The following is a 14,574-nucleotide window of genomic DNA, read 5'->3' as shown; positions in this document are numbered from 1 at the left end:
GGGCGACCGTGCTCGACGAGACGCCGGATCTCGACAATCCCGATTTCATGCTGCTGCGCCTCGGGCGGCGCATGCGGAAGCGCGCGGGTGTGCTCGACGAGTGGTGGCGGTACTACCGCGGCCGGCCGCCGCTGCCGATGCTGCCGAAGAACGCGCAAGAGGCGTTCGTCGAGTTCCAGAAGAAAGCACGCACGAACCTGTGCGTCGTGATCGCGAACGCCACGGTGCACCGATTGTTCGCGCTCGGTGTCATCGGCCCGGACGGCGAGCCCGACGAGCAAGCGTCGCGATGGTGGCAGATGAACCGGATCGACAGCAGGCAGAAACTCGTTTGGCGACTGGCGATGGCGCAGTCGACGGGGTACATGCTCGTCGGTCCGCACCCGACCCGCACCGAGGACAACGGGCGGCCGAGCCCGCTGATCACTCCTGAGCATCCGAGCGAGTGCGTCGTCGAGTACGACCCCGAGACCGGCGAGCCGGTCGTCGGGTTGAAGGCGTGGCACAACGACCTCGACGGCTACGGGTATGCGCGGGTGTTCTACGACGACCGCAGCTTTCCGTACCGGACGAAGGAACGCAGCGGCGGCCGACTGCCGTGGGGCCCGGATTCGTGGGTGTACCTCGGTCGCAGCGACGACGGCGAGCCGCACGACCTCGGCAGGATGCCGCTCGTCGAGTTCGCTCGCATGCCGGATCTCGGCGAGGATCCCGAGCCCGAGTTCGCGTGCGTCATGGACGGGCAGGATCGGGTAAACCTCGGCGTGCTCAACCGCATGGGAGCGTCGCGGTACACCGGGTTCCGTCAGAAGTGGATCAAGGGTCACAAGTTCGCGAAAAAGCGCGACCCCGAGACCGGGCTCATCACGGTCGAGCAGCCGTTCGTACCCGGACCCGACAACATATGGGTGAGCGAGGGCGAGCAAGCGCAGTTCGGGCAGTTCGAAGCGACCGACCTGCGCCCGTTCCTCGAAGAGCACGCGAGTGACGTGCGCGACATGCTGATCATCAGTCAGACACCCGCGTACTACTACGCCGGCGACCTGGTCAACATCAGCGCCGACACGGTCGCCGGGTTGGACATCATGCATGTCGCGAAGTGCCGCGAACACATCGCGAGTTTCGGTGAGGGGCTCGAAGACGTGATGAGCCTCGCCGCGGCGCAGGCCGGCGTGCCCGAGGACTACACCGAGGCCACCGTGCGGTGGGCCGACCCGCAGTACCTGTCACCGGCCGTGCAGGCGGACGCGGCGACCAAGCTCAAGGCGGTCGGGTATCCGCTCGACGTCCTCGCCGAGCGGCTCGGCGAGACGCCCCAACAGGTACGCAGGATCACGGCGGGCGCAGCCTCGCAGGCGCTGCTCGCCGCGTCGCTGCTGCCGGCGAACCCGGCGCCGACCGCGGGCAACCTGCCCGACCAGGGGGTGACCGGTGGGTGAGGCACTGCAGACGGCGCTCACCGATCGGTACGACGCGCTGTCGACGTCGCTGCGCGCCCGTGTGATCTCGTTCGTGCTCGATGCGTTCGACAGCCTCGGCTCGTACCGCGACGGCGACGCCGCGGCGTTCATCGAGAACGTGCTGCCGACCGTGCTCGCGGCGCAGGCGCAGATGGGGCAGATCACCGACGCGTACCTGTCCGCGATGATCGCCGACATGCTCGGCGGCGCCGGGGCGCCCGCGGGTGTGCAGCTCGGCGAGGCGCTGCGCGGGGTCAACCCGGCCGAGGTGTACGCGCGTCCGTTCGTCACCACGTGGACGGCGCTCAGCAAGGGCAAGCCGTACGCGCAGGCGGTCGCCGAGGGGCGTACGCGGCTGCTGTCGATCACCGAGACCGACCTGCAGCTCGCCCGTACGCACGCCGCTCAGCAGTCGATGCAGCGGGGCGGCGTGCGGTTCTTCCGGCGCCGGCTCACCGGCTCGAAGAACTGCGCGCTGTGCACGATCGCGTCGACGCAGCGGTACCGGGTCGAGAACCTCATGCCGATTCATCCCGGCTGCCACTGCAAGCCCGAGCCGCTCGTCGGCAACCGGGATCCGGGGCACGTGATCGACGAGGCGCTGCTGCGCGAGGCGCACGACGCCGTCGCAAAGGGCGTCGGGCAGTCGGATGCGGGCGGCCGCGCCCCCGACTATCGCAACGTGATCATCACGCGCCAACACGGCGAATACGGGCCGCTGCTCGCGGTCCGTCGAAACAACTTCACGGGTCCGGACGACATCAAGTAGCACCCTCGAGCCTCATAGCGTTCGCTACGCGTCTCGAGGATTCGACGGGCTCGTGATTACCGCGCCGACACGGCGCACCCCTACAGGCTCACCCCACCCCGACACGGGAGACACAACCATGCACGCGCGCACTCTGCCTCGTCACGCCCGTACCGGGCTGCTCGCCGTCGGCTGGCGTAAGCCGCGCCCCGGCGAGGACCCGAACGAGCTGTATCCGGTGTGGCCGATCCGCGGCGGCGCCGAGGACGACGACGAGGACGACGACGGCGACGAGGACGACGACCAGGACGACGACGGCGACGAGTCCGACACGGACGACGGCGACGAGTGGTCGGCGGTCGTCAAGCAGTGGAAGGCCGATGGTCTGAAGCCGCAGCAGATCGCCGAGCGGCTCAAGGCGTCGCGCAAGTGGGAGAGCCGCGCGAAGAAGAACGGCGACGCCGCGGCCGAGCTCGCCCGGCTCAAGCGTGAGGGCATGAGCGAGTCCGAGGCGGCGGTCGCCGCGGCACGCGCCGAGGAACGAGTGAAGGGCGGCGAGCGTATCGCGCGCTCGGCGTTCCTCGCGGCGGCAAAGGGTCGGATTCCGAACCCGAGCGAGGTCGTCGAGGACATCAACCTGAAGAAGTACGTCGACGACGAGGGCGACGTCGACGACGAGGCGATCGCCGCGCTCGTCGACAAGCTCGCCCCCAAGCGGTCCGGCAAGGACGACGAGGAAGACGACGACCAGGACGAGCGCGACACGCGCCGCCGTCGTCGCAGCAGCGGTTACCAGGGCGCCCGTAACGGGAGCGGCCGCAGCAAGAGCAAGCGCGGGGCAGCAAGCGGCGAAGAGCTGTACGAGCAGTACATCGGGCCGCGGCGCTCTGCGAAGAGCTGACACCCAAGGAGAGACCGAACCATGAACCTGCAGCAGACGGTTCGCACGTTCGGGATGGACGATCAGTCGTGGCTCGGCAGCGAGCACGGGACGCAGGCGACCGAGTCGTGCACCCTCGACACCTCGACGTTCACCCCGGCACCCCACTACCCCGCGGGGTACTTCAAGAGCGGCATTCCGCTCGGGCAGATCACGGCGACGAAGAAGTTCGGGCCGTACGACAGCGCGGCGAGCGACGGGCGCGAGGTGCTCGTCGGGTTCCTGTTCGCCGCCGTCGGCGCCCCCACCGACAACGCGATCGACGTCTCGGGCGCGCTGTTCGTGCACGGCAAGGTGCGCGAATCCCGCCTGCCCGTCCCCGTCGACGCCGCCGGTAAGGCCGACGTCGCCGGCCGTATCCGGTTCATCTGAGAGAGGACGTGACCTAGATGAGCTGGGTTTTCGACGACACGTACATCGCCCCCGAAGAGCTCACCCCGCTCACGCGGGTTGCGCTCGGCGAGCAGCAGGTGAACGCGTTCACGCTCGGCAGGTGGCTGCCGAACGTCGCGCTCGACGACATCACGTACCGGTACAGCAAGGGCGGCGAGGGCGGTCTGACCGAGACCGCGGTCTACCGGTCGTGGGACGCCGAGTCGCGTATCGGACGCCGCGAGGGCGTCTCGGACGTCATGGGCGAACTGCCCCCGATCTCCGAGGCGATCCCGCTCAACGAGTACGACAGCCTGCGCGTCCGCAACATGGACGACAACGACCCGATGCGTCGACTCATCGCGCGAGACGCGAACCGGCTCGCCGCGAAGATCGCCGCACGGTTCGAGGTCGGCAAGGGTGAGGCGCTCGCCGACGCGCGGTTCACGATCAACGAGAACGGCGTGAACCTGCCGCCGGTCGACTTCGGCCGCAAGCCCGAGCACAGCGTGACCGCGGCCGTGCTGTGGACGAATCACGCGACCGCGAAGCCGCTCACCGACCTTGAGTCGTGGGTGCAGACGTACATCGACACGAACGGCATGCCGCCCGACCGCATGCTGATGCCGCGCACGGTCCTCGCCGACATGCGGCAGTGCGACCAGGTCGTGAGGCAGGTGTTCCCGCTCGCGCCGGCCGGGTCGGCGCCGATGGTGTCGGTCGAGCAGATCAACACCGTGCTTGCCTCGATGGACCTGCCGCCGATCGAGATCAACGACGCGCGGGTGTCCGTCGACGGCACGGCGACTCGCATCCTGCCGGCGAACGCGATCGTGTTCGTGCCCGCACCGGGCCCGACCGACGCGGCGCAGCCCAGCGACCTCGGCGGGTTCCTGCTCGGCACGACCGCCGAGGCGCTCGAACCGGAGTACGCGGCGGTCGACGGGCGGGCGGGCATCGTCGCTGCCACGTACAAGACGCGGAACCCGATCCGGCTGTGGACGCACGTCGCGGGAATCGGCATGCCGGTTCTGCGTACGCCGAACCTCACCCTCAAGGCGGTGGTTCGCTGATGGCGCGCAGGCTCAAGACGTTCGTTCACGTCGGCGGGAACCCGTACGGGCCCGATGACGAGGTGCCGCCCGAGGTCGCCGAGCAGATCGGCGAGCACGCGTGGGAGGACGACAGCGGCGAGGCCGGCGACGAGCCGACCCGCGTCGGCTACGACGACCCGCGCACGTCGCCCACGAGCACGGGTGAAGCGCCGCCCCGCTCGGGCCGCGGCTCGGGCATCGACGCATGGCGCAGGTTCGCCGAGCAGCACGAGGTCGAGGTCGCCGCCGACGCGAGCCGCGAGGACATCATCGCGGCGTGCGAGGCGGCCGGCGTCGTCGAGCGAGAGGAGTAGGGGCGTGGCGGCGTTCGCAACGGTCGCAGACTACGAGGCGCGCGCCGCCGTCACCCTCGCCGAGGGCAGCCCGCGGCGGGCGCAGGTCGAGGCGTACCTCGACGACGCGTCGGCGATCATGCGGCGGCACATTCCCGCCGGGCACACACCCGACGAGGCGACGCTGCGCGCGATCTGCGTCGCGGTCGTCCGTCGGGTCATGGCCAACCCCGGCGGATACAGGCAGCGCACGATCGGGCAGTACAGCGAGTCGCTCGGCGAAGATGGCGGGCTGTACCTGACCGAGGACGAGATCGCGCAACTGCAGCCCGAGGACGTGACCGACCCGGACGCCGACGCGGCGTACTCGGTCGGTGTGCGCGACGACGGGCTGCCGGGGTGGCGACAGGACCCGTACCCGCTCAGCCCGTACGACCCGTCGCCCGGACTGTGGGCGGGCGGTGTGTGGTGATCCCCGGCGACATGCTGCCGCACCTCGTCGACGTCGAGCACCCCGGCAAGCGCACCGACCGGTACGACAACACGGTCGACGACTGGTCGCCGGGCGCGACGACGCACGCCGAGGTCGACGCGTGGCTGCAGCAGAGCACGGGCGCCGAGGACACCGACCAGCGGTCGGCGCAGATCGGCGAATGGCTGATGGTGTGCAACCCGATCGACACCGAGGGCAGCCCGCTCACGGTGCACGGGACGGCGCGCGTGCACTGGCAAGGGCTCACGTTCGAGGTGATCGGGCCGCCCGGACCGGCGTACACCCCGACCGAGCACCACCACTACGAGATCAGGCTCAAGACAGTCGAGGGGTGATCGGCCGTGCCCGGAAACCGGTTCGTGCCCAATCGCCGGAACATCGCGTCGTTTCTCCGCACGCCACAGACGCGCGCGCTGATCGAGCGGAAGACGCGCGCGATCGAGTCGGCGGCGAGCAGCGCCGCGCGGGCCGAGGGGTGGCGCGGCGAGTTCCGCACGGACGTCGAGACCGGCGACCGCCGGGTGCGCGGCGCCGTGATCGGCGACTACTCGACCCGCTACCCCGAGGTGTCGCGGCGGGCGCTGCTGCGAGGTCTGGACGCCGCGCGGGCGGTCGAGTGATGGCGGCGCCGGTCGAGTTCCCCGACGGCGTCGAGATCGTGCGCCGGTACCTGCGGGCCGCGCTCGTCGAGCGGGGCGTCGACGTTCCGGTCGTCACGCGTGTGCCGCCCTCGCGGCCGCCGAGGTTCGTGCGGATCGAGCGGGTCGGCGGCGGCCGGCTCGACCGCGTCACGGACCGCCCTCGCCTCGACTTCGAGTGCTGGGGACCGGACGAGGGCGCGGTCGCCGACCTGGTCAAGGTCGCGCGGGCGCTCGTGTTCGCGATCCCCGGGTGGCGGGGCGTCGTGGCGTACGACGTCATCGACGTCGGCGGGCCGAATACCTCGCCCGACTCGGTGAGCGGGCAGGAACGCAGCTCGTTCGCCGTCGAGGTGTCGCTGCGAGGCGCCCGGCTCGCCCCCTGACAACGGCTCACCCGCCAACACTGACCACTCGCCCCCGGACCGCGACGCGGCCGGGGGTTCCCCATGAAGGGACACGGCATGTCCACACCGCCCCCGGTGTCGCTCGAATCCGGGCTGCACACCGAGTACATCCGTAAGCAGCTCGTGCAGGCTGTGTTCGCCGCGGACTATGCGACCGCGGCGATCACGGACCCGTTCGGGACCGACGGCGCCCTCGCCACGATCCCGACCGGTTACGTGCCGGTCGGCTACACCACCGACGACGGGCTCACCTTCACGTCCGATCTGTCCACAGCCGACGTCACCTCGTCGCAGTCGGTCGAGCCGACCCGCTCGGACGTCGAATCGGACGCGCTGTCGGCGCAGTTCGCGCCGCAGGAGACGAACCCCGCGACCCTCGCCCTGTACGAGGGACTGCCGCTGTCCGGGGCGGGCGCGCTGCCCGCCATGGGTGCGGCGTGGCAGTGGGAGCGCCCCGGCGTGCCCCTCAACCCGTGGCGCAGGCTGCTGTTCATCGGGCTCGACTACGGCGACAACGGCGGCGAAATCTACGTCGTCAAGTTCTTCCCGCGCGCCCGACTCACCTCGAAGGACGACGAGCAGTGGGCGCGCAGCACCGAGACGCAGCGGCCGGTCACGTTCAACGCGTACCGCGACTCGGCGCTCGGCACGTCCTGCCGGAACTGGGTTGATGGGCCGGGATGGCGCGCACTCGCGCCGGCCGGCGGCTGACACCCCCCTGATCGGGCGAGGGGCGGCGGTTCTGGGTGAGCCCCGACCGCCCCTCGCCCTCACATGCTCACCCGCAGCTCACCCGAGAAAGAGGCACGATCATGAGCAAGCCCGGCAAGGCACGGTACAAGCTGGAATCCGTACGCGCCTCGTACGCCGACGCCGTCGGCGGCGACCGCGTCGAGTTCGAGGTCGGCGACGGGCAGGTGTTCACCTTCCCGCACCCGATCTTCACGCCCGACCACATGCAGCGCGAGCTCGACTCGGCCAAGGGCGACGAGGCCGGCGCGCGCATCCTGCTCGGCGACCAGTGGGCCGCGTTCGTCGACGCCGGCGGCGAGGCGAACTCGCTCATGCTGCTGTACGTCGCGGTGCGCAACGAGGCGACCGACACGGTACAGAAGCACCGCCCTACGAGGGGGTAGGCGACGGCGACGACGACGTCGAGACCTACTCGTACACCGTCCTCGACGTCCTCGGCGAGCACGCCGAGGCGGTCGAGGCGGATCTCGCCCACCACTACCCCGGTTACGGCCGGGGCGGGCCGCTCGCGGCGTACTGGCGTGGCGAGATCAGCCTGCGACTGCTGCGGGTCATGGTCGAGCACCTGCCACCCGACGGGGCGACCGCCCGCGCCGTCAACGGGCACGCGTGGCAGCCGCTCGACTACGCGGCCGCCGACACCCGCGATCTGCTGTCGCTGCTCTTCACAGCGTTCGTGAACGCCAACCGCGACCCGAAGAAACCGCCGATGGCCTACCCCGAGCCGGGGTGGCGGCCGGGCGATCCGCTGCCCGAGGAATCCGAGGCCACGGCCGAACGGGACCGGGCGAAAGCGCGGGCCGCGTACGAACACATCACCGCTCAAGTGCTACCCGGAACGGGGTGATTCGGCATGCCGGTCGAGGTCGGCGTCGGGTACGTCAGTGTCGTTCCCGAGACGCGCGGGTTCGGCCGGCTACTCAATCAGCAGATCAGCGGCGAGAGTGCCCGCGTCGGCACGGCCGCCGGGCAGGACGCCGGCCGCGGGTTCCTCGGCGGCATCGGCGGCGCGCTGAAAAAGGGCGTCGTCGGCGTCGCCGCGGGCGCGGGCGCGCTGTTCGCGGTCGGGTTCGCCGAGGCGATCGACCGGGATAAGAGCAACGCGAAGTTGGGTGCGTCGCTCGGGCTCAGTGAGAAGGAATCGGCGCGCGCCGGAAAGATCGCGGGCAAGGTCTACGCGTCCGGCTACGGCGAGTCGATCGACCAGGTAAACGACAGCCTCAAGAGCCTGCAGCAGAACGGCGTCGCCTCGCTCAAGGCTCCACAGAAGGAACTCGCCGGGCTGAGTAAAGCGGCGCTCAATCTCTCCGAGGTGTTCGACGCCGACGTCGGCGAGTCGACGAGGGCCGTCGGGCAGATGATCCGCACGGGCCTGGTCAAGAACGCCAAGGAAGGGTTCGACCTACTGACCCGCGGATACCAGTCGGGCGCCGACAAGGCCGACGACCTGATCGACACGGTCAACGAGTACGGCACGCAATGGCGCAAGGCAGGTTTGTCCGGGGCGACCGCGATCGGTCTGATCAATCAGGGATTGAAGGCGGGCGCCCGCGACGGCGACGTCGTCGCCGACGCGATCAAGGAATTCTCGATCCGTGCCGTCGACGGCTCGAAGTCGACCGCCGACGGGTTCAAGGCGCTCGGGCTCAACGCCGACAACATGGCAGCGAAGTTCGCCAAGGGCGGCAGCACCGCGAACGGGGTACTGCAGCTCACCCTCGACAAGCTGCGCGGCATAAAGGATCCCGTCGAGCAGTCGCAGGCCGCGGTCAACCTTTTCGGCACCCAAGCCGAGGACCTCGGGGCGAGTTTGCTCGCCCTCGACCCGAGCAAGGCGGCCGCCGGGCTCGGCAAGGTCGGCGGCGCTGCGGACCGTATGGGCAAGACGCTGCAGGGCACCGCCTCGAAAGACCTCGAGGTATTCAAGCGGCAGGCGCTGCAAGGGCTCGCCAACGTCACGAGCAAGTACGCTCTGCCCGCACTGCGCGAGTTCGGCGGGTACCTCCGCGACGAGGTGCTGCCGCCCGCGCGGGAGATCGGCGGGGCGCTGCTCACCTACCTCGTGCCGGCCGTGAAGAACACGAGCGACGCGTTCGCCGGCGGCGTGCAGTGGGTCAAGGACTACGGCGCGTGGCTCATCCCGTTCGGCATCGCGATCGGCGGTATCGCGATCGTCGCGGGCGCCTCGACGCTCGCCACGTGGGGTATGACCGCCGCGTTCACGGTGTACCGCGGGGTGATCCTCACGGCGTCGGCCGTCACGCGCGGGTGGGCGGTCGCGCAGGGTGTGCTCAATGCCGTGATGAGCGCGAACCCGGTCGGGTTGATCATCGTCGGGATTCTCGCGCTCGGCGCCGCCCTGGTCGTCGCCTACAAGAAGAGCGAGACGTTCCGCAGCATCGTGCAGGCGGCATGGTCCGGGATCAAAACCGGGTGGGATTACCTGTGGGGCGCCCTGCAGACCGGGTTCGGCTACCTCATGACCGGGCTGCGGGCGATCGGCGACGCCGCGTCGTGGCTGTGGTCGAACGTGCTGTCGCCCGTGTTCTCAGCGATCGCGCTCGGCGCGAAGGTGCTGTTCACGGTCCTCGCGGTTGTCGTGATCGGGCCGTGGGTGCTCGCGTTCAAGGTGCTCGGCGCGGTCGGCAAGTGGCTATGGACCAACGCCCTGCAGCCGGCGTTCCAGGGGATCGCCGCCGGCGCGATGTGGCTGTGGAACAACGCGATCGGTCCCGCTGTCCGCGGGATCGTCACGCTGTTCTCGTGGTGGTGGTCGGGCGTCAAGCTGTATTTCGGATACGTCAAGGCCGCGTTGTCCGCCCTCGGCGCCGCCGGCATGTGGCTGTACCGCAACGCCATTCAGCCCGCGTTCCGAGGGATCGTCACGGCCGCCGGCTGGTGGTGGTCGGGCGTCAAGCTGTATTTCGGGTACGTCAAGGCCGGAGTGCAGGCGCTCGGCGCGGCCGGCACGTGGCTGTGGCGTAACGCGATCAAACCGGCATTCGACGGGATCGGCTCGGCCGCGTCGTGGCTGTGGAACAAGGCGCTCAAGCCTGCGTTCGACGCCGGAAAGTCGGCGGTCGGGCTCTTCGCGGACGCGTTCGAGACGGCGCAGAAGGGCATCGGCAAGGCGTTCGACAAGGTACGAGACGCTACCCGTAAGCCCGTCGCGTTCGTCGTGAACACGGTGTACAACAACGGGATCAAAAAGGTCTGGGACGGCGTGGCCGGGTTCGTCGGGCTCGGCAAGCTGCCCGAGGCGAAGTTCGCCGAGGGCGGCCGCACCCGCGGCGGCACGCCGGGCAAGGATTCGATTCCGGCGCTGATGATGGCCGACGAGTTCGTCGTCAAGCGGTCGTCGGCGCGCAAGGTCGGGTTCGGCACGCTGCAGTACATCAACGATCACGGCGAGCTGCCGGTACAGAAGTTCGCCGGCGGCGGCATCGTGGGCGACGTCGCCGGGTGGCTCGGCGACAAGGCAAAGAGGATCGGCGGCGCCGTGATGGACGGCGTCGACTTCCTCGCCAATCCCGGCAAGCTGTGGGACAAGGCAACCGGGTTCGTCCGCGACAAGATCGCGGCGATCGGTCAGTCTCAGTACGCGCAGATGATCGGGAAAGTCCCGATCAAGATGCTGTCGAGCCTGAAAGACAAGGTCGTCGAGGCGGCGACGAGCATGTTCGGCGGCTCGTCGGGAGACATCGGCGGCTCGGGCGTCAAGCGTTGGTCGTCGGTCGTGCTGCAGGCGCTCAAGCTCGTCGGGCAGCCCGCGTCACTGCTGCCGACCGTGTTGCGCAGGATGAACCAGGAGTCGGGCGGGAACCCGCGCGCGATCAACAATTGGGACATCAACGCGAAGAACGGCACGCCCTCGAAGGGCCTGATGCAGGTCATCGATCCGACGTTCAACGCGTACGCCGGCAAGCTGCGTTCACGTGGCGTGTGGGACCCGCTCGCCAACCTGTACGCCTCGATGCGGTACGCCCTGTCGAGGTACGGCTCGCTCGCCTCGGCGTACAACCGCCCCGGCGGGTACGCCTCGGGCGGCCGGCCGAAGCCGGGCGAGCTCGCGTGGGTCGGCGAGCGGGGTCCCGAGCTCGTGCGGTTCAAGGGCGGCGAGACGGTCTACGATCACCGCACTTCGCTCGGCATGGCGGCCGGGCTCGGCGCGCTGCGCGGGTTCGCAAAGGGCACGCCGCTCACCGGAACGTACCGGTCGGCTGCCGAGGAGAAAGCGCGCAAGAAAGTGCCCGGCGATCTGTCGGCGTTCACGAAGAGTCTCACCGGCTCGGCGAGCACGATCGCGAAAGCGGCGAAGAGTCTCGCCGGCGACCTCGGGAAGACCGGCAAGGCCGGCCGCGGTCTCGGCGCGCAGGTCGGGGCGACGTCGGCGCGGCTGCAGTCGCTCTCGAAGCAGCGCAACAAGATCACGTCGAGGATCGAGGCGGGCAGGCAGGCAGCGGCCGATCAGAGCAAGTCGGCATCGGACTACATGAGTCTGTCGAACCTGTCCGGCGTCATGAGCGTCGAGGGGATCATCCTGGGCATGCAGGAGCGGCAGAAGACGCTCAGCACGTTCCAAGATCAGATCAAGGCCGCGGAAAAGAAGGGAGTGTCTCAGAGCGTCATCGCTCAACTCGTCGCGCTCGGACCCGAATCCGACTTCGCGCGCCTCGTGTCGACTGCGTCGGCGGGCGACATTAAGAAGATCAACGCGCTCGCGGCGAGCGGCGAGAAACTGTCGACGTCGTACGGCCGGACCATGGCCGACGCGATGTACGACTCGGGCGCCATGGCGGGTAAAGGGTTCCTCGCCGGTCTGCAGGCTCAAGAGGCGGCGCTGCAAAAGCAGATGAACAAGCTCGGCGCGAGCATGGTCAAGAGCATCAAACGCGAGCTCAAGATCAAGTCGCCGTCGCGGGTCACCCGCGAAGTCGGCGCGCAGGTCGGCGCCGGTCTGGTCGTCGGCGCCGACAAGTCGCTCGCCGCGGTGCGGGCGAGCGCGCAGCGGCTCAGTAAGGCGGCGATTCCGACCGTCGTGCCGACCGCGGAAGCGGTGCGCGCGGGCGGGCAGCAGCCGGCGCAGTCCGGCCATACGTACAACTTCTATCCGCGCACGCTCGACATGACCGTGCGCGATCTGGAGCTGCTACAGCGCCGGCAGGACGCTCTAGCTCGAGTGGGGAGGCCACGCTAAATGCCGCTGATTACCGCGCCGGTCATCACCCCGCCCGACACCGGGCAACCGCCCGGCGGGGGCGGGGGCGGTCCGGTACAGCTTCCCGAGGTCGGGTTCGCGACCGCCACGTACACCGACCCGACGGGCGTCGTGTGGCCACTCACCGACGAGGACGCGGGTTGGTTCACGGTCGCCGACGGCGTGTCCGGGCTCGGCGCGGCCGGGTACGCACTGACAACGGACACGCACCCGCGCGGCGGCGCACGGCTGCGCTACGCCCAACCACAGCCGCGGGCGATCGTGTGGCCGCTGTACGTCTACGGCGACACGCACCTGCAGTTCGTCGAGCGGTGGCGGGCGCTCGCGACGGCGTTCACTCGGACCCTGCGCGACGGGCCCGGCTGGCTGGAGATCGCCCGGCCGGACGGGTCCCGTCGGCGGATCGCGGTCTACTACCAGGAAGGGTTCGAGGGGCGCGGCTCGAAGGGGTCCGGGATCGTCTCGGACGCCGCGGCGATCACGCTGTGGTGCGAAGATCCGTATTGGATCGACCCGACCGTGATCGCCGTGCACCGCGAGGCGGGCAGCCTCAGCGACTTCTTTGTGCCTTACCCGACGGTCTCGTCGTCGCAGGTGCTCGGCGCGACCACCGTGACCAATCCCGGCGATGTGGTCGTGTGGCCAACGTGGACCGTCACCGGTCCCGCGTCGCTGATCACTTTCACCCGCACGCGGCAGGTCGACGGGAAGACAGTCAAGGAATCGTTCGCGCTCAACCCGACGGCGCCGGCGGTCGGGCACGGCGCACTGCTCGCCGGGCAGCGGGTCACCATTTCCACCGACCCGCCGACCGTGCGCTATCAGGACGGGTCGAACTGGGTCGGCGGGCTCAACTGGCCGAGCGCCGTTCTGTGGGGACTCGACCCCGGTGACAACGCGGTGACGTTCCAACTCGACGGCAGCGGTCCGGGCAGCGCGGTCGATCTGTCGTTTAGCCCTCGGTACGAGACAGCGTGAGGGGGCGGGCGGGTGGCTGTGCAGCTGCTCATCACCGATAGGAACCTCGTCGTGCAGGGCGACCCCCTCGACGGCTGGACGAACCTCGACGCGACAAAGCGGTTCAACGAGCCCGGCTCGGGCAGCGTCGATCTGCCCGCGCGGCCGGACGTCATGGCCCAACTGCAGCCCGGAAACCGGGTCGTCGTCATCCGTGACGGCGCCGTGTGGATGGCAGGCCCGATGGAGATACCCGCCGACTTCACGTGGTCTGTCACCGAAGAGCCGGGGTGGGGACGGGTCACGATCAGTTTCTCTGACGACCTCGCGACCGTCGCCGGCTACATCACGTGGCCTGCCCCGGCAAGCGCGTGGACGGCGCAGCCCGCCAACACGCACCGGCAGATCACCGGCACGAACGCGGAAACGATCATCCGTAGCCTGATCAATGAGAACTGCGGGCCGGGCGCCCTCGCAGAGCGCCGCATTCCCGCGTTCGTCCTCGACAGCGTCGCCGGCGCCGGCACCGCAACGACCGTCAATACGCGGTTCGAGCCACTGCTCGACACCTGCAGGCGCATCGCAGTCGACGGCGGCCGGATCGGGTTCCGCACGCGGCAGGACCTCGGGCAGATCAAGTTCGGCTGCTACGCGCCCCGTGACCGTACGTCGACCGCGCGATTCAGTATCGGTCTCGGCAACCTGCGCTCAATCCAAGCGAAACAGTCGGCGCCGACCGTCACGCACGCTCTGATCGCCGGCACCGAGCCGTCAATGGGCACGACGGGGCGTACGCACCTGCAGGTCGCCGACACCGCGGCGGCCGCCGCATGGTGGCGCGTCGAGCAGTACGTCGACGGCTCGGCGGCGAACGACGTGAACGGCGAGCTCACGCAGGCGGGTAAAGAAGAGATCGCCGGCGGCGCCGCCCCGGTCGAACTCGCCACTGTCACGGTTGATACGCCGGATCTCAAGGCGGGCCGCGACTTCGATCTCGGCGACAAAGTCACCGTGGCTCTTCCGTACGGCGTCGAGGTCGCCGACCTCGTGCGCTCGATCCATCTGCAGGCGACGCCGGATTCCGGCGAGTACGTGACGACCCTGGTCGGGTCCCCCGAGGCGACTACCGACCCGCAGATGGTCAAAGCACTTCGCACCCTCGGCCGACGACTCGGCCGACTCGAAACACGATAGGAGGTGC

The 14,574-nt window shown here is 69.5% G+C and carries 16 protein-coding genes; all 16 read left to right on the top strand.

The window, feature by feature from the left end; translation table 11 throughout:
• Positions 1-8: 8 nt before the first annotated feature.
• The 16 genes from ACIHCX_RS10720 (at position 9) to ACIHCX_RS10645 (ending at position 14,567) form a co-directional block, all read left to right on the top strand.
• Positions 9-1,439 (top strand): phage portal protein, encoded by a 1,431-nt coding sequence (locus ACIHCX_RS10720; protein ID WP_400028550.1) that lies wholly within the window; start codon positions 9-11, stop codon positions 1,437-1,439.
• Positions 1,432-2,229 (top strand): hypothetical protein, encoded by a 798-nt coding sequence (locus tag ACIHCX_RS10715; protein ID WP_400028549.1) that lies wholly within the window; start codon positions 1,432-1,434, stop codon positions 2,227-2,229. The genes ACIHCX_RS10720 and ACIHCX_RS10715 overlap by 8 nt, the downstream gene beginning before the upstream one ends.
• Before the next feature lie 118 nt (positions 2,230-2,347).
• A complete protein-coding gene (locus ACIHCX_RS10710) occupies positions 2,348-3,109 on the top strand; it encodes a hypothetical protein (RefSeq protein ID WP_400028548.1) in 762 nt (253 codons plus the stop codon).
• A gap of 21 nt (positions 3,110-3,130) precedes the next feature.
• Positions 3,131-3,520 (top strand): head decoration protein, encoded by a 390-nt coding sequence (locus tag ACIHCX_RS10705; protein WP_400028547.1) that lies wholly within the window; start codon positions 3,131-3,133, stop codon positions 3,518-3,520.
• A 17-nt stretch (positions 3,521-3,537) separates the two neighbouring features.
• The gene (locus ACIHCX_RS10700) at positions 3,538-4,593 is read left to right on the top strand and encodes a major capsid protein (RefSeq protein ID WP_400028546.1); all 1,056 of its coding nucleotides are present in this window, start codon (positions 3,538-3,540) and stop codon (positions 4,591-4,593) included.
• Entirely contained in the window at positions 4,593-4,928 is a 336-nt protein-coding gene (locus ACIHCX_RS10695) for a hypothetical protein (protein WP_400028545.1), read from the top strand. The genes ACIHCX_RS10700 and ACIHCX_RS10695 overlap by 1 nt, the downstream gene beginning before the upstream one ends.
• A 4-nt stretch (positions 4,929-4,932) precedes the next feature.
• The gene (locus tag ACIHCX_RS10690; protein WP_400028544.1) at positions 4,933-5,379 is read left to right on the top strand and encodes a hypothetical protein; all 447 of its coding nucleotides are present in this window, start codon (positions 4,933-4,935) and stop codon (positions 5,377-5,379) included.
• A gap of 11 nt (positions 5,380-5,390) precedes the next feature.
• Complete coding sequence (locus ACIHCX_RS10685; RefSeq protein WP_400028543.1) at positions 5,391-5,735, top strand: hypothetical protein; 345 nt, start codon at positions 5,391-5,393, stop codon at positions 5,733-5,735.
• A gap of 24 nt (positions 5,736-5,759) precedes the next feature.
• Entirely contained in the window at positions 5,760-6,020 is a 261-nt protein-coding gene (locus ACIHCX_RS10680; RefSeq protein ID WP_400028542.1) for a hypothetical protein, read from the top strand.
• On the top strand, positions 6,020-6,424 hold the full coding sequence (locus tag ACIHCX_RS10675) for a hypothetical protein (RefSeq protein ID WP_400028541.1): 405 nt from the start codon (positions 6,020-6,022) through the stop codon (positions 6,422-6,424). The genes ACIHCX_RS10680 and ACIHCX_RS10675 overlap by 1 nt, the downstream gene beginning before the upstream one ends.
• 78 nt (positions 6,425-6,502) lie before the next feature.
• On the top strand, positions 6,503-7,156 hold the full coding sequence (locus tag ACIHCX_RS10670) for a phage tail protein (protein ID WP_400028540.1): 654 nt from the start codon (positions 6,503-6,505) through the stop codon (positions 7,154-7,156).
• Between the two features lie 101 nt (positions 7,157-7,257).
• Complete coding sequence (locus ACIHCX_RS10665; RefSeq protein ID WP_400028539.1) at positions 7,258-7,581, top strand: hypothetical protein; 324 nt, start codon at positions 7,258-7,260, stop codon at positions 7,579-7,581.
• Positions 7,467-8,045 (top strand): hypothetical protein, encoded by a 579-nt coding sequence (locus tag ACIHCX_RS10660; protein WP_400028538.1) that lies wholly within the window; start codon positions 7,467-7,469, stop codon positions 8,043-8,045. Before ACIHCX_RS10665 ends, ACIHCX_RS10660 begins: the two co-directional genes overlap by 115 nt.
• 6 nt (positions 8,046-8,051) lie before the next feature.
• Positions 8,052-12,395 carry a phage tail tape measure protein gene (locus ACIHCX_RS10655; protein WP_400028537.1) on the top strand — a complete coding sequence of 1,448 codons (4,344 nt, stop codon included), beginning with the start codon at positions 8,052-8,054 and terminating at the stop codon, positions 12,393-12,395.
• 183 nt (positions 12,396-12,578) lie between these two features.
• Positions 12,579-13,394: a phage tail protein gene (locus tag ACIHCX_RS10650; RefSeq protein ID WP_400028536.1), complete on the top strand. Its 816-nt coding sequence runs from the start codon at positions 12,579-12,581 to the stop codon at positions 13,392-13,394.
• A gap of 12 nt (positions 13,395-13,406) precedes the next feature.
• Positions 13,407-14,567: a siphovirus ReqiPepy6 Gp37-like family protein gene (locus tag ACIHCX_RS10645; protein ID WP_400028535.1), complete on the top strand. Its 1,161-nt coding sequence runs from the start codon at positions 13,407-13,409 to the stop codon at positions 14,565-14,567.
• The last annotated feature ends 7 nt before the right edge of the window (positions 14,568-14,574 follow it).

The sequence above is a fragment of the Streptomyces sp. NPDC052043 genome (genome assembly GCF_044548235.1).
Classification (GTDB): domain Bacteria; phylum Actinomycetota; class Actinomycetes; order Streptomycetales; family Streptomycetaceae; genus Streptomyces.
The sequence above is the reverse complement of the archived record's forward strand: the minus strand, read 5'-3'. Positions and strand labels throughout refer to the sequence as shown.

Excerpts from the sequence above, each read along its gene's own strand:
- ACIHCX_RS10710 (WP_400028548.1), top strand. The coding sequence starts at position 2,348 with ATGCACGCGCGCACTCTGCCTCGTCACGCCCGTACCGGGCTGCTCGCC.
- ACIHCX_RS10705 (WP_400028547.1), top strand. The coding sequence starts at position 3,131 with ATGAACCTGCAGCAGACGGTTCGCACGTTCGGGATGGACGATCAGTCG.
- ACIHCX_RS10700 (WP_400028546.1), top strand. The coding sequence starts at position 3,538 with ATGAGCTGGGTTTTCGACGACACGTACATCGCCCCCGAAGAGCTCACC.
- ACIHCX_RS10695 (WP_400028545.1), top strand. The coding sequence starts at position 4,593 with ATGGCGCGCAGGCTCAAGACGTTCGTTCACGTCGGCGGGAACCCGTAC.
- ACIHCX_RS10685 (WP_400028543.1), top strand. The coding sequence starts at position 5,391 with ATGCTGCCGCACCTCGTCGACGTCGAGCACCCCGGCAAGCGCACCGAC.
- ACIHCX_RS10675 (WP_400028541.1), top strand. The coding sequence starts at position 6,020 with ATGGCGGCGCCGGTCGAGTTCCCCGACGGCGTCGAGATCGTGCGCCGG.
- ACIHCX_RS10670 (WP_400028540.1), top strand. The coding sequence starts at position 6,503 with ATGTCCACACCGCCCCCGGTGTCGCTCGAATCCGGGCTGCACACCGAG.
- ACIHCX_RS10665 (WP_400028539.1), top strand. The coding sequence starts at position 7,258 with ATGAGCAAGCCCGGCAAGGCACGGTACAAGCTGGAATCCGTACGCGCC.
- ACIHCX_RS10655 (WP_400028537.1), top strand. The coding sequence starts at position 8,052 with ATGCCGGTCGAGGTCGGCGTCGGGTACGTCAGTGTCGTTCCCGAGACG.